Annotated in this window: 12 protein-coding genes; 6 read left to right on the forward strand and 6 right to left on the reverse strand. The window is 38.2% G+C overall.

All coding sequences use genetic code 11. The features are described 5' to 3' along the window. On the forward strand, positions 1–939 hold a 939-nt coding region (locus JWP71_RS09070; protein WP_299498852.1), incomplete at its 5' end, for an ion channel. A 75-nt stretch (positions 940–1,014) separates the two neighbouring features. Here the strand turns inward: JWP71_RS09070 and JWP71_RS09075 are convergent. The 3 genes from JWP71_RS09075 to recR are packed head-to-tail and all read right to left on the reverse strand — an operon-like array spanning position 1,015 to position 3,267. Beyond that, complete coding sequence (locus JWP71_RS09075; RefSeq protein ID WP_299498855.1) at positions 1,015–1,830, reverse strand: SDR family oxidoreductase; 816 nt, start codon at positions 1,828–1,830, stop codon at positions 1,015–1,017. Beyond that, positions 1,814–2,647 carry a glycosyltransferase family 2 protein gene (locus JWP71_RS09080; protein WP_299498858.1) on the reverse strand — a complete coding sequence of 278 codons (834 nt, stop codon included), beginning with the start codon at positions 2,645–2,647 and terminating at the stop codon, positions 1,814–1,816. Before JWP71_RS09080 ends, JWP71_RS09075 begins: the two co-directional genes overlap by 17 nt. Positions 2,648–2,649: 2 nt before the next feature. Beyond that, complete coding sequence (gene recR / locus JWP71_RS09085; RefSeq protein ID WP_299498860.1) at positions 2,650–3,267, reverse strand: recombination mediator RecR; 618 nt, start codon at positions 3,265–3,267, stop codon at positions 2,650–2,652. A 170-nt stretch (positions 3,268–3,437) separates the two neighbouring features. Between recR and JWP71_RS09090 the strand changes: the two genes are divergently transcribed. Beyond that, complete coding sequence (locus JWP71_RS09090; protein WP_299498863.1) at positions 3,438–4,919, forward strand: sodium:solute symporter; 1,482 nt, start codon at positions 3,438–3,440, stop codon at positions 4,917–4,919. An 18-nt stretch (positions 4,920–4,937) separates the two neighbouring features. Next, positions 4,938–5,645, forward strand: a complete 708-nt coding sequence (locus tag JWP71_RS09095; RefSeq protein WP_299498866.1) for a TIGR00730 family Rossman fold protein — start codon at positions 4,938–4,940, stop codon at positions 5,643–5,645. Positions 5,646–5,731: 86 nt separating this feature from the next. Here JWP71_RS09095 and JWP71_RS09100 read toward each other — a convergent pair whose 3' ends face one another. After that, positions 5,732–7,660 carry a redoxin domain-containing protein gene (locus JWP71_RS09100; protein ID WP_299498869.1) on the reverse strand — a complete coding sequence of 643 codons (1,929 nt, stop codon included), beginning with the start codon at positions 7,658–7,660 and terminating at the stop codon, positions 5,732–5,734. 104 nt (positions 7,661–7,764) lie between these two features. Here JWP71_RS09100 and JWP71_RS09105 point away from each other — a divergent pair, with 104 nt between their 5' ends. The 3 genes from JWP71_RS09105 (at position 7,765) to JWP71_RS09115 (ending at position 11,840) form a co-directional block, all read left to right on the forward strand. Beyond that, a complete protein-coding gene (locus tag JWP71_RS09105; RefSeq protein WP_299498871.1) occupies positions 7,765–8,994 on the forward strand; it encodes a TCR/Tet family MFS transporter in 1,230 nt (409 codons plus the stop codon). Positions 8,995–9,037: 43 nt separating this feature from the next. Beyond that, positions 9,038–10,324 (forward strand): TCR/Tet family MFS transporter, encoded by a 1,287-nt coding sequence (locus JWP71_RS09110; protein WP_299498873.1) that lies wholly within the window; start codon positions 9,038–9,040, stop codon positions 10,322–10,324. 286 nt (positions 10,325–10,610) lie between these two features. After that, on the forward strand, positions 10,611–11,840 hold the full coding sequence (locus JWP71_RS09115; RefSeq protein WP_299498875.1) for a DUF1015 family protein: 1,230 nt from the start codon (positions 10,611–10,613) through the stop codon (positions 11,838–11,840). A 145-nt stretch (positions 11,841–11,985) separates the two neighbouring features. Here JWP71_RS09115 and JWP71_RS09120 read toward each other — a convergent pair whose 3' ends face one another. After that, positions 11,986–12,183 (reverse strand): hypothetical protein, encoded by a 198-nt coding sequence (locus tag JWP71_RS09120; protein ID WP_299498877.1) that lies wholly within the window; start codon positions 12,181–12,183, stop codon positions 11,986–11,988. A 188-nt stretch (positions 12,184–12,371) separates the two neighbouring features. Then, positions 12,372–12,965 (reverse strand): 2OG-Fe(II) oxygenase, encoded by a 594-nt coding sequence (locus JWP71_RS09125; RefSeq protein WP_299498881.1) that lies wholly within the window; start codon positions 12,963–12,965, stop codon positions 12,372–12,374. Between the last annotated feature and the right edge of the window lie 372 nt (positions 12,966–13,337).

Below are 13,337 nucleotides of genomic sequence, written 5' to 3' on the forward strand. Positions count from 1 at the left end.
CATAAACGAAAATTCAATCCGGAAGATGATCTTGGATTTGGCACCCAGGCCGTTACCAAAAGCCAGCGCCTAATAAACCAGGATGGATCTATAAATGTAAAACGTAAAGGGCTATCTTTATTTGACACTTCAAACAATTACCATACATTAATTACCATGGGCTGGGGTAAATTCTGGCTGCTGGTATTAACCGGGTATTTAATTGCCAATATAGTTTTCGCCTTTATTTATGTATCTCTTGGCCCGGGTAATTTATACGGCGCTATAGGCAATACTTATTTTTACCGCTTTATGGATGGGTTCTTTTTTTCGGCGCAAACCATATCAACGGTCGGGTATGGCCATATTAGCCCCCATGGAATGGCTACCAACAGTGTAGCCGCGTTAGAATCAATGATGGGTCTACTTGCCTTCGCTTTAGCTACTGGCTTGTTATACGGGCGCTTTTCGAGGCCATCGGCAAAAATTAAATATAGCGAGCATCTGTTGGTTGCACCTTACCGCGATAACGGGAAAGGTATCATGTTCAGATTAGCCAATTTGCGCCGAAATACATTGATCGACCTACAAATAGAGGTTATCTTCTCTTACAATGAAGATGTAGACGGTAAAAAAATACGTCGGTTTATATCATTAGAGCTGGAAAGAAAGCGCGTTAGCATACTAACACTAAACTGGACCGTAGTGCATCCACTTGATAATGATAGTCCGTTAAAAGACATGACTGCGGAAGACATGGTAACCACCGAGGCTGGCTTTGCTGTGCTATTAAAAGCGTTTGATGATACCTTTTCGCAAACCGTACATTCACGTACCTCCTATCAATATGACGAAATGATATGGGGTGCCAAATTCAAGCCGGCATTTGACCGGGACGAAGAGGGCCGAATTGTTTTAAATCTGAATAAGATTGATGATTATGAGTCGATTGCTTTATAGGTTAAAGGAAAAAGGTAAGAGGTTATCAAATAAAAGCTTGTTTATCATACACAGCAGATAGAAAAAATTAATCTCTTACTTCAATAACGCATCCTTCTCTTTAGCAAACACATTGTAAACCAGTTTATCTAACAACCCAGGCAACAACTTGCTCAATAAAACAGTGAGTTTACCCTGGCGGGTCATAATCAAAGTACGTTTACGATTTTCTACACCATCGGCAATAATTTTGGCTACTTCGTTGGCTGTCATCATTTTTTCTTCGTGCAAGGTGCTTTCGCCTTGCTGGTTGCCATCTTTATTTAATGCAGTATTACGAATATTTGAGGCGGTAAAACCCGGACAGGCAGTCATAACATGCACGCCTGTTTTTAAATTCTCTACCCTCAAAGCATCCAAAAAGCCATTCATAGCAAATTTTGAGGCCGAATAGCCTGTGCGCCCCGGTAAACCTTTATATCCGGCTATGGAAGAAACGCCTACTATACTGCCCTGTGCTTTTAAAATTTCTGGCAACGCATATTTAGTGCAGTATACTGTACCCCAAAAGTTCACATCCATCAGGGTTTTTAAAACCTGCACATCTACATCTTTAAATAAGGCACGCATAGAAATGCCTGCGTTATTTACCAATACGTCAATTTTACTATAGGTTGTAATGGCCTGGTTAATTAAATGGGCGCAATCACTTTCAATAGCTACGTCGCATTGTACGGCTACGGCTTTAATATTATACTGTTGTTCGAGTGATTGGGCGATTTCGCACAGGGTAACATATTGGCGGGCGCCTAAAACCAGGTGGGCACCACGACGTGCAAATTCTGTAGCCAGCGATTTACCAATGCCTGATGATGCACCGGTTATTATCACTATTTTATTGTTCAACTTCATATTGTGGCGGGTACAGCTGTATGCCTTCTATCTTTATTTCAGGCAATTTAAACAGGTACTTGGCAGCGAATATAAGCATAGCTCCATAAAAATCTCTTATGTACTGCCAGCTAAATTTGGGCTGACTATTGCTTTTAAAATTGATAATATATGTTTTAGGGAAGTAGTAGTTTTTAAATCCGGCTAAACGCATCCTGTATGACAGGTCAACATTGTAACCATACCCAACAAAACGTTCATCAAACAAACCAATTTCATTAAAAACAGATCTGCGTATCAGCATAAAAGCATCATTTAATATATCGATCTCTGATGTTTGAAATTCTTCTACCCATGCTTTATGGTTACGGTTGGTTAAGCGTGATTTAGGTAAATTTTTTTCAAAGCCAATCAACTTAATAAATGCTATCCATTGTTTGGTTAACCCCCGGTTTGATTCGGTTAGGAAAGTCCCTTGCGGACTAAGCATACGCACACCTAAACCATTTGCATCGTCATGAACGTCCATAAAATCAAGCACTTTGCCTAAAGTCTCTTTGCCGCAAATAATATCCGCATTGACCAGTAAAATATACTCTCCTTTAGACACTTCTATCCCCCGGTTACTTGCTTTGGCAATACCTTCATCAATAGAATTAGCAATTACCAGAATTTCCGGAAAATCCACAGTAAGCATTTCAACTGAATTGTCGGTTGATGCATTATCAACTATAACAATCTCAAAATCAATATCATTTGAAGCTTTAATTAAAGAATTTAAAGCGAGTTTTAGCAAATCACAACGATTGTGATTAACAATAATAACCGATAGTTTCATACTTACCTGGATAAAGAATTTTCATACGGAACACGTGTAGCGATAGACCGACCTAATGTGATCTCGTCTACGTACTCCAATTCTCCTCCAAAAGCTATGCCACGAGCTATTGTTGAGATACTTATGTTGAACTGTTTTAATCTTTTATGCAAATAAAAGATGGTGGTATCCCCCTCCATTGTAGCGCTTAACGCGAAAATTATCTCTTTTACTTCTTCACTATTTAAGCGTTCGATAAGGGTATCCACTTCTAAATCTGACGGGCCAATACCGTCCATCGGCGAGATCAATCCGCCCAATACATGATATATACCATTATACTGGCTGGTGTTTTCTATAGCCATAACATCACGGGTATCCTCAACAACACATATCAGACTGTGATCTCGTTTAGGAGCCGAGCATATCTCACAAACTGCTTGATCTGAAATATTATGGCAGATTTTACAAAATTGTATTTCGTTGCGTAGTTTGCTGATAGTAGCGCTAAACTTTTCCACCTCGTCTTTATCCTGGTTAAGCAGGTGCAAAACCAGCCGTAAAGCTGTTTTTTGACCTACTCCGGGTAATTTTGCAAACTCAGCAACCGCATTCTCCAACAACTTTGACGAAAAGTTCATGTTACGAAGATAGGTAATAGTCAGGACGTCCGAAAGGCCGAAAGATTCAATAAGTCTGAAAGTTTTTTGTTTAATGAAGTACTAATACATAACTTGTGAGCAAGAAAGAAATTTACCATAATATCATCAAACGATCGTCAGAAAATGACATTATCAAACTAAATTAGCGTATGTCCCCAGGAGTACTATTATCATTCATTGTAGGTTATTTTTTAGTGTTATTAATCATATCATGGCTTACTTCCCGAAAATCATCAGATAACGATACTTTCTTTGTTGCCAACCGTAATTCTAAATGGTATTTAGTAGCATTCGGGATGATAGGCACTGCATTAAGCGGGGTTACTTTTATATCCGTCCCCGGGAAAGTGGGCGCACCAAGTGGTGATGAATTTGCTTATTTCCAGTTTGTGTTGGGCAATGCAGCAGGCTTTATAATTATCGCAACTGTTTTACTCCCTTTATATTATCGTTTAAAGCTAACATCAATATATAGTTATATTGAGGGGGCATTAGGTACCTGGAGCTATAAAACAGCAGCGGCTATATTTTTAATAAGCAGGGTTATTGGCTCATCTTTCAGGCTATATCTGGTAGTTATTGTACTACAAAAATTCATATTTGATAGTTATAACATTCCGTTTGCTATAACAGTACTAATATGTTTACTATTGATTTGGGCGTATACGTTTAAAGGCGGGCTAAAAACAATTATCATTACCGATAGCTTGCAAACCCTATTTTTGGTTTCATCGGTTTTCTTGTCAATAATTTTCATTTGCCGGGCAATGAACTTTAACATTTTTGAAGCTGCCGATGCGATAAAGAACAGTAGCTACTCAAAAATATTTTTCTTTAATGATTTCTTAACCAGCCATTTCCATTTTGGTAAAGAGTTTATTGGCGGTATATTTATTACCATAGGTATGGTAGGGCTTGATCAGGATTTGATGCAGAAAAACCTGAGCCTTAAAAATATCCGAGAAGCGCAAAAAAACATGTTCAGCTTTACCGCGGTGTTTGTGGTTATTAATATTTTCTTTTTAAGTGTGGGCGCTTTGTTATACATGTATGCCGCGCGTTATGGTATTACGGTTACAAAAACCGATTACCTCTACCCCACTATCGCATTAAAGTATTTGGGTGTAGTACCGGCAATTGTATTCATGCTTGGGCTTACAGCAGCAACTTTTGCAACTACGGATTCGGCTTTAACCGCATTAACCACCTCATTTTGTGTTGATTTTTTAGGATTTAGCAAAAGCAAGGACATCAACAGTAAAAAAATGGTTAATATCCGTCATTATGTGCACGTGGCATTTTCAGGATTGTTATTCTTAACTATTATTGTATTTAACTCTATTAATAATGATGCGGTAGTTAGCGCAATTTTCAAGGTAGCATCTTATACTTACGGGCCATTACTAGGCCTATATTCGTTTGGGCTATTTGTAAGTGGCAGGCAGGTTAAAGATAAGCTGGTGCCATTTATTTGTTTAATATCTCCGGCTATATGTTATTATCTGAGCGCTAACTCTGCCAGATTATTTGGTTATACGTTTGACAATGAGCTTATCCTGCTAAATGGAATTATTACATTTGCGGGCTTACTACTAAGCTCATCAACTAAAACAAAAGCGGTAATAGTTTAATTATACTACATTTAAGATATGACTGGTGAAGAAAAAATAAGACACGCATTTGAAAACAAGAACTGGCAGGAAATTAAAGTAACCGATTCCTGGCAGATATTTAAAATAATGGCCGAGTTTGTTGACGGCTTTGAGAAACTGGCTAAAATTGGCCCTTGTGTGTCCATATTTGGGTCGGCACGTACACATAATGACAATCCATATTATAAACTGGCCGAGGACACCGCAAGGCTGCTCACCGAGCGCGGATATGGTGTAATATCAGGCGGTGGCCCAGGTATAATGGAAGCGGCTAATAAAGGCGCTTACGAGGCCGGCGGTAAATCAGTAGGGCTAAACATTGAATTACCATTTGAGCAATTTCATAATAAATATATCGACAGAGATAAAGTACTTGAATTTGATTATTTCTTCATCCGAAAGGTAATGTTCATGAAATACTCGCAAGGGTTTATTGTGCTACCGGGTGGTTTTGGCACATTAGACGAATCGTTTGAGGCTATTACCTTAATACAAACCGGTAAAATTGCCCGTTTCCCTATTGTGTTTGTAGGTATTGAATATTGGGGTGGTTTATTTAACTGGATAACCGAAAAAATGCTTAACCAGGAGCATAATATTCACCCGGATGATATGAACCTGTTCCGTTTGGTTGATACCGCCGAAGAAGCTGTAGGGCACATCTTCCGTTTCTATGACAAATATGTATTGAAACCGAATTTCTAAAAATATACATTGCACAAAAAAGGGCGATGGTTTAAAACCATCGCCCCTTTTTATGATTTTTTTATTCTTTACATTTTATCTTTTTACTACTTAACTGGTGCTTTAACTGGGTTATTGGCCAACGTTATCATATTACTAACTTCGTCCAATACTTTTTCATCCGATCCCGAATAACCAACATATTTAAAGCGAATTACTCCGTCTTTATCAATTATAAATTTAGTTGGGATGCCTGAAACACCAAAAGCAGTAACCACTTTTGCTTGCCTTCCATCGGCATTCTTTTCATCAAAAAGTACATGGAAGGTATATTTATTATCTTCGATAAACTTTTTAACGCCGGGTATATAATCTTCTACACTTTCCCAGGTATCAACAAATAAAAATACAATATTGGGGTTATCCTTATATTTGTTAACTGCTTTTTGCATACCCGGAAACGAAGCCTTGCACGGCCCGCACCAGGTTGCCCAAAAATCTACAACAACAGTTTTACCTTTTAAGTCGGCCAGGGAAACAGTTTTACCATCAAAATCCTGAAGCGCAAAAGCTGGCGACGGTTGATTAACCATCGTCTTTTCTAAATTGGCCATTATTTTTCCCTGAGAAATAGACTTTAAGCCGGCAACATATTCTGCATAACCATTATCGCTGCCATTAAGTTTAACATAGCTAACCTTTAAAGCAGGCTCCAGTTCGGGATCTATTTTTGCAGATTTCATCCCGTTTTCGGCTATCTCTTTGGCTTGCGTATAGTTACCTGTTGCATTTAATATCTGTACATAGTGCGCAACTACCGGCCCCCCTTTTTTATCACTTCTTTCGTACAAGGGCTGCTGAATTTTTTGTGCTTCGGCAAACTTACCCTCCTTAATTAAAATATAAGCATAAGTATCACCCACCATAATTCTATAACCGGCTGCATCATTTTTGGCTTTTGCTACAGTAACAAACGGGCTTGCAACAGGGTTTTCAAATCTATCATTAACAATATCAACAGATTGTTTTGACAGTTTTTCTGCCACTTCCAATTTCTCTCCTTTTTCTGCCATCCGCCATGCTACGTTATTCAATGCCTGGAATAATTCTGATTTATCATTTATTAAAGCCAGATATTTCACACACGTGTCGTAATCATTATTTGCAAGATACTTGTATATAAGCTGCGTTTTTAACATATCATATAAACTTGATGGCTCTATTGGATTTTCCGGAAAATGATGAACAAACACCTGGTATAATGAGTCCATTTTTTTTACATCTTTTTCTTTCATAATATCATTTATCGCCGCATTTTTATCCAAGGTGCCTTGCGGAAATTTCAATTTGATCATAGCGGTCAAAGAATCGGCTTCTGGCTTTTTCTTTTGCATTATTAAAATAGAAACCGCCTGAAGCAGCTCCTTTTCGTCCCTGCTGTTTTTAAGATCAGCTAACTTACTGTTTAGCAAAACAATATCGTCCGGATCGGTAGAAGTAGACAATGCCCTGTAATATTGAATTGCATATTCTTTTTCGCTCTGCGGAAAAGCAGCTATTTCCTGTTTTAAAAACTTAAGTGATCGCGCTTTATCAGCAGGTATTTTAGCTAATGAGTTTCCTAATCCGCTATAAACCATTCCTTCTGATGCATAAGCGCCCTGTATAGGTTCTTTTCCGTTATACACCATGTATATATAGCCCTTACCGCTATTATTATCAACGCTGGTATCTTTACTAATTTTAAAGAAAAACGCCCTTGCACTTACCGGTATAGTCAAACTCCCTTTAAGCAATTTACCCTCTTGGGTAAGGGTAATATTATCAGCAGGATTTTTCTTTCCATCTATATAATAAATCGTAGCTGTAATACCTTCTTTATTTGCAAGTTTGGTTCCCGCAGGGACATAAGTAAAACTAATCGTTTCTCCTTGCGACGGAAATTCATCTGAAATGGTTAAATGATTTGTTTGCGCTATTAATGGTTGACATACCAGCATAACCGGTAATATCAACAGATGATTTAGGTTTTTCATTGGTTTAAGTGATTAGATTTCTCTGGGACTGAAAACTATAATTTTAGTCAAGTTAACAATTATTTAATTAATATTTCCAAATTACTTTTATTTATTTTGCGGAGATGGATAAACCTGCCAAGTCAAAAAAACAAGCTGCTGCTTTAGGATTTATATTTATTACCCTGTTAATTGATATAACAGGCTTAGGTATAATCATACCGGTTTTACCTAAACTTATACAGACACTTATACATGGTAATTTAGGCGAGGCATCACGTTACGCCGGATTATTAACCTTAGCCTATGCTGTTATGCAATTTTTATTTGCGCCTGTGCTGGGTAATTTAAGCGATAAGTTTGGTCGCAGGCCTGTATTATTAGGTTCATTATTGGGGTTTGGTATTGATTACCTGTTTCTTGCCTTCGCGCCAACTATCGGCTGGTTATTTTTGGGCAGAGCTATAGCCGGTATCACCGGGGCCAGTTTTACTACTGCATCTGCTTATATTGCTGACATAAGTACCCCCGAAAAACGTGCACAAAACTTCGGCATGATAGGTGTGGCATTTGGCGTGGGTTTTATTATAGGGCCCGTAATTGGTGGCATATTAGGTAAATACAGTACACACCTGCCCTTTATTGCAGCTGCGGTTTTAGCATTATTAAATACCATTTACGGCTACTTTGTATTGCCTGAATCATTAGACAAAGAACATCGCCGCCCATTTGAACTTAAACGTGCCAATCCATTGGGTTCATTGCTGCAATTAAATAAATATCCGGCGGTGTTGGGGCTGGCTGCTTCATTATTTTTAATATACTTTGCCGCGCAATCTGTACAAAGTGTGTGGACATTTTATACCATGAGTAAATTTGGATGGAACGAGGCCTGGGTAGGTTATTCTTTAGGATTTGTTGGTTTAACCGTAGCTCTTGTGCAAGGTGGGCTTATACGCATAGCCATACCTAAATTAGGTAAACACCGCAGTATATGGATAGGTTTATTGTTTTATGCAGCCGGATTGATCTTATTCGCATTTGCTACCAAGGGTTGGATGATGTTTGCTTTTATGATACCTTATGCCCTGGGTGGTATAGCAGGCCCTGCCTTACAAGGAACGATAACCGAACAAGTGCCGCCCAACGAACAAGGCGAACTACAGGGAGCGTTGACCAGCCTTGCAAGTTTGAGTTCCATATTTGGACCATGGTTAATGACCTATCTCTTTTATAGGTTCACAAAACCCGGCACATTTTTTATACTACCCGGAGCCCCTTTTATTTTAGGCTCATTATTAATGTTGTTAAGTACCTTGCTGGCAGTAAGAAGTTTTAAAAGAAACACAAATTAAAATTATTGGTTATACCCACTGTTAAGTATACATTTAACTATTTATGGCCGAAAAGCTTTCTCTTGTCAATAAGCAAACTAAAACAGTAACCAAATCAAAGCGATCTGCCGCGCTGGGTTTTATTTTTATAACCATATTTATTGATGTATTAGGATTAGGTATTATTATACCTGTAATGCCTAAGTTATTGCAAACTTTAGGGCATGTTGATATTAGTACTGCTTCAAAATACAATGGCTGGTTAACCCTTATTTATGCCACTATGCAACTGGTTTTTGCATCCATAATGGGTAACCTGAGCGATAGATATGGCCGCCGCCCTGTTTTATTAATATCACTATTTGGATTTAGCATCGATTATATGTTTATGTCATTTGCACCATCAATTGCCTGGCTTTTTGTAGGAAGGTTTATTGCCGGGGTAACCGGGGCCAGTACATCAACCGCTACTGCTTATATAGCTGATATAAGTACCGGCCATAAAAGAGACGCGAACTTTGGCTTAGTTGGTGCAGCATCAGGCTTTGGAGTAATCATAGGTATTGCGTTAGGCGCCTACTTAGGTGAAATCAACATTAAGTTTCCGTTTATGGCAGCGGCGGGTTTTGCTTTTTTTAATGGATTATACGGCCTATTTGTTTTACCTGAATCTTTAAAACCTGAGCATCGCAGAAAATTTGAATGGAAACGAGCTAATCCATTGGGGGCATTAATAAGGGTATTTACAAAACATACCGGTCTAGCTGGATTAATAGGCTGTATAACCTTGGTTTACATTGCCCAAAAAGCTGTAGAGTATCTATTATCGTTCTTTTTGTTCGAAAAATTTAACTGGGCGTTAAGCAGCGTTGGTACATTGGGTATTTTTATCGGTGTTGTGCTAGTGGCTATTCAAGGTGGTTTAATACGTTATACAATACCCAAATTTGGACAGAAGAAAAATATTGTATTTGGCTTAATATTTTATGCCAGTGGCCTTATTTTAATTGCCTTTGCCAGTCGGGGATGGATGATGTATGTATTTATGATACCTTATTGTCTGGGTGGCATTTCAGGACCGGCTTTACAAGGATTAACAACAAACCAGGTAGCCAAAAACGAACAGGGCGAACTACAGGGTGCAATAACTATTATTAACAGCATAAGCGTTATAATAGGCCCATTTGTATTTAGCTTTATATTTTACCACTTTACAAAAAAAACCACAGAAATATATTTCCCCGGAGCGCCATATATCCTTGCGGCGTTGCTTATGCTGATAAGTGTTTTCCTGGCTATACGCAGCTTCAAAAAACCAGTTAAAAAAGTAAAGATCGCCCGTTCTTCTTGATTATATCATCAAAAAAACATCGCTGTCTGATCAAGGCTTTATGAACAAACATAGTGTAAAACAAAGATTATAAATGCTCGTTTTTATTAAAATAAAAGCGAATTAGGTGGTCAAAAAGTCTAAACGAAATAAAAATGCTAATTTCATAGTCGTTTGTTCCAAATACTTATACTAATATGGTTTATGTGACCAAAAAACAGAACCTTTATTCCATAAGTTTAAATCCGTAATAATCAATAACATCAATACGCCGAGGCTGCTAAAAATTCATACTAATTGAAAAAAGATGGCGCAAATTATCCCCTTTAAAGCCATATTGCCCAATCCCGCTTATGCGGATCAACTGGTTTTGACCAAACCGCAGGCAGAATCAGTCGCTGGCAGCAATCAAAAACCGGAGCAGTTACCGCCCTTAAAAGATTTGCTGGAAACCGGTGCCAGGTTAAGGCCCGAAACGCCGGAAGGCCAGGCAGCCGCCTATTCAACCATTAATGCTACGCTGGGCCATTTACTCGAAACCCATAGACTTGTACAAGAGGAAACGCCGGGCATTTATGTATACGAAGTGGAGCATCCTACTTATCGCCAAACTGGCATCTGGGCATTGACCGGGCTTGAGGATTACCGGAGCGGAAACATTAGAAAACATGAGTTAACTCTGGAGGATAGTGTACGCAGGCTAAAAAATTATCGCGCGCATACCCGGTTAGAAGGTAATCCGGTCTTACTGACCTATATACCCAATCCTACAATTGACCGGATCATTGAGAAGACCAAATTAAAGCAAGAGCATAGCACCATTGGAAATAGCTACGGCGTACATAGACTTTGGAAGATTGAGGACAGCAAAGTTCAGCAACAATTAATCGACGCTTTTGCTCTAATTGATAAAGTTTACTTAGCCGATGGCCACCATCGGCTGGAGTCTGCTGTTCAACTCGCTGAAACTGGTCAAAGTTTCGGCCAGCCGGTTTACGATGCGTTATCCTCTTTGTATATGTCCACCACAGAATTACGCATTCAGGAATATGACCGCGCAGTGGTTTTGGAAGAGCCATTGGACAGCGTTGCGTTTTTAAAGCAATTGCTACCGCATTTTTATATACAGCTGACTGATCAGTTTTTCCAGCCAAAAGAAATTCATCACATTGGATTATACCTTAATTGTAACTGGTACAAATTACTGCCTAAACCAAATACCTATGCCCATAAAACATTGGCGGACAGTATTGATGCCGCTATTTTACAGGATAGAATTTTGGCGCCGCTTTTTGGTATAACCGATCCTAAAACAGACAAACGACTAAAATGCATCGGCGGCAGGCAAGCAATAGAGGAATTATTGACGTTTATAGCCGGACATCCCTACGTGGTTGCCTTTACTCTTTGCCCGTTAACGGTAGAAGAATTGATAGCGGTTGCTGATGCCGGAAATATCTTACCGCCCAAATCCACCTGGATCGACCCTAAGGTTCCCTATGGTTTAATTTTATATCAACACCAACCCCTTCATTAGTAATACTACTCAAATATTAGGGATCGACGTGTGTTTCGCCAACAGCAAAAAGGACGCTTCAGTAGCTTTTCCTGGCCACATTCAGCGGAAAAGATGTTTATACAAACAAAAAGTGGGCATCACCTTTAACTAACTTAACCGGTTCTTACAAATCAACCTGATCTGACATGCTGTTACGCTGAATTCTTTCAAGCATTCCGTTTACATTAATTGCGTAAAGCGCATCTTTTGTATCGGTATCTATTCTGAATTTAAAACTGGTGTTTGGTTTGGTTTTTTGAGCACCCAATGGTATTACAATTGAACTTAATAATAACACGATTTTTATAGCAATGAACAGCATCTTAATATTTTTTAGAATTGTATATTATTCTATCCAAAAAGAGTGCCGAAAATATATAGTTAAACCAAAAACGCGGTTTAATGAATTTAAACAACGTTTTTATTTTCACAGGTAATAGTTACCTCCTTACCAATTGATAAAAACCAAACAAATTGAATAGTTTTATAAACTTTTTTCGCAAGCAGTGTTTAATTAACTTTTAGCCAGCCGGTTATACTCATTCGCGGCCTTTGTGTACAGATAACTTCATGCGCTAACTCGTTACTCTTAAAAAAAACACTTTTACCATTTTCAGGAAAAATATTTTGCAGCCTGTCTTTATGATGAATACGCAGTTCTCCGCCGTCTGTTTCCAGCCATCCCGCATTTAAATAAATTATCATAGAATACTTTCGGCTATCATTGGTACGAAATTGATCTAAATGTTTTTTATAGAAGCTCCCTTTTGGATATAAGGTGTAATGAAATTCATAACCTGTAATACCCGTATAGCAAGTATCATTTAGATAATTCACAAAATTATCTATCACATCAAAAAATGCATTTTCATAGCAATCGTTGTGCTTTCTATCCAGCCAATAGATCATATCACTCCTAACAGACCCATCGCGTATCTGTTCATTATCATTCCCGGTACCTGCAGATTTAAAAAGCTTTGCTGCATAAATAGCAGTCAAATTATCTTTTAGGTGCGACGAAAGCTTTGCATTGATAAAGTTTTGTACAATACCTACCTTATCATCTATAAAACTATCAATAAGAGTATTAAATATTTTCTCCAATTAGCGCAATGTATTAGTAACATGCCTGTATGGTGTCAATATACCTTTTATTCGCGGGGTTTGTATATACAATGGTGTTATTAATGGAATATACTTATACTGCTCACCTGCCCTACTTCCGGCCCAATGGTTTCTTCAAGCATGTATCAAATTTAAAAACCATGTTGTATCATTCAACAAAGAATGATATAACATGGTTCCATACAATTATACTTTAAACTAAAGTTGAGTTGTTTTTAAATGTGGTTTCTTTAAAAGGATATTGATAAACATCGGCCACCGCTTTGTAGGTTACCGAACCCTCAAAGGTATTTAGTCCCTTTAATAACGCAGGGTTATCTGCAAATGCCTTACTATAGCCTTTATTAGCAA

It is taken from the genome of Mucilaginibacter sp. (assembly GCF_028287845.1).
GTDB lineage: Bacteria > Bacteroidota > Bacteroidia > Sphingobacteriales > Sphingobacteriaceae > Mucilaginibacter.

What these genes read in the sequence shown, in the direction of transcription:
- JWP71_RS09095 (WP_299498866.1), top strand. Translation starts at nt 4,938, where the DNA reads ATGACTGGTGAAGAAAAAATAAGACACGCATTTGAAAACAAGAACTGG.
- JWP71_RS09115 (WP_299498875.1), top strand. Translation starts at nt 10,611, where the DNA reads ATGGCGCAAATTATCCCCTTTAAAGCCATATTGCCCAATCCCGCTTAT.
- JWP71_RS09090 (WP_299498863.1), top strand. Translation starts at nt 3,438, where the DNA reads ATGTCCCCAGGAGTACTATTATCATTCATTGTAGGTTATTTTTTAGTG.
- JWP71_RS09100 (WP_299498869.1), bottom strand. Translation starts at nt 7,660, where the DNA reads ATGAAAAACCTAAATCATCTGTTGATATTACCGGTTATGCTGGTATGT.
- recR (WP_299498860.1), bottom strand. Translation starts at nt 3,267, where the DNA reads ATGAACTTTTCGTCAAAGTTGTTGGAGAATGCGGTTGCTGAGTTTGCA.
- JWP71_RS09075 (WP_299498855.1), bottom strand. Translation starts at nt 1,830, where the DNA reads ATGAAGTTGAACAATAAAATAGTGATAATAACCGGTGCATCATCAGGC.
- JWP71_RS09080 (WP_299498858.1), bottom strand. Translation starts at nt 2,647, where the DNA reads ATGAAACTATCGGTTATTATTGTTAATCACAATCGTTGTGATTTGCTA.
- JWP71_RS09105 (WP_299498871.1), top strand. Translation starts at nt 7,765, where the DNA reads ATGGATAAACCTGCCAAGTCAAAAAAACAAGCTGCTGCTTTAGGATTT.
- JWP71_RS09110 (WP_299498873.1), top strand. Translation starts at nt 9,038, where the DNA reads ATGGCCGAAAAGCTTTCTCTTGTCAATAAGCAAACTAAAACAGTAACC.
- JWP71_RS09120 (WP_299498877.1), bottom strand. Translation starts at nt 12,183, where the DNA reads ATGCTGTTCATTGCTATAAAAATCGTGTTATTATTAAGTTCAATTGTA.